General features: G+C 65.4%; 1 CRISPR repeat array.

The features are described 5' to 3' along the window. Positions 1 to 40: 40 nt before the first annotated feature. Positions 41 to 679: a CRISPR direct-repeat array (repeat unit 28 nt; unit sequence GTTTTCCCCGCGCCAGCGGGGATAGGCC). The last annotated feature ends 30 nt before the right edge of the window (positions 680 to 709 follow it).

Below are 709 nucleotides of genomic sequence, written 5' to 3' on the forward strand. Positions count from 1 at the left end.
ATAGGCCCCGATAAGGAGAAGTAAAAATGCTTTCGGATTCGTTTTCCCCGCGCCAGCGGGGATAGGCCCCACGCCGGCTTTTTACCCGTGGAGTGCTCCAGGTTTTCCCCGCGCCAGCGGGGATAGGCCCGCATGGGCGAACGCGATCAAAGCCTTGCCATTGTTTTCCCCGCGCCAGCGGGGATAGGCCCCCTCCAAGACCGTCGAGAAGCTCGTGCGGCTTGTTTTCCCCGCGCCAGCGGGGATAGGCCCTTCATGGACAAGCTCAAGCCGCAGATGGCGCTGTTTTCCCCGCGCCAGCGGGGATAGGCCTCAGCCGCAGAATGTCTATCGTTTGATCCCGGTGTTTTCCCCGCGCCAGCGGGGATAGGCCCGTCTCCGGATGAAAGGACGTGAATGCTGGTGTGTTTTCCCCGCGCCAGCGGGGATAGGCCCAGGCTGGCTGCGGCTGGCCTTGGACTGTCGGCGTTTTCCCCGCGCCAGCGGGGATAGGCCCCCGCGCGTTAGCACGGAGTCTCTCACTTCCTCGTTTTCCCCGCGCCAGCGGGGATAGGCCTTTTGACTTCTCGTCGTGATTGGGTAGGGTGTAGTTTTCCCCGCGCCAGCGGGGATAGGCCCGGCACCGCCACCGCCGCCGGCACCACTACCACGTTTTCCCCGCGCCAGCGGGGATAGGCCCGCCGCCACCGCCTACACCGCCGGCCAGCGC

This window comes from Candidatus Accumulibacter vicinus (genome assembly GCF_000584955.1).
In the GTDB taxonomy this organism is placed as follows: domain Bacteria; phylum Pseudomonadota; class Gammaproteobacteria; order Burkholderiales; family Rhodocyclaceae; genus Accumulibacter; species Accumulibacter vicinus.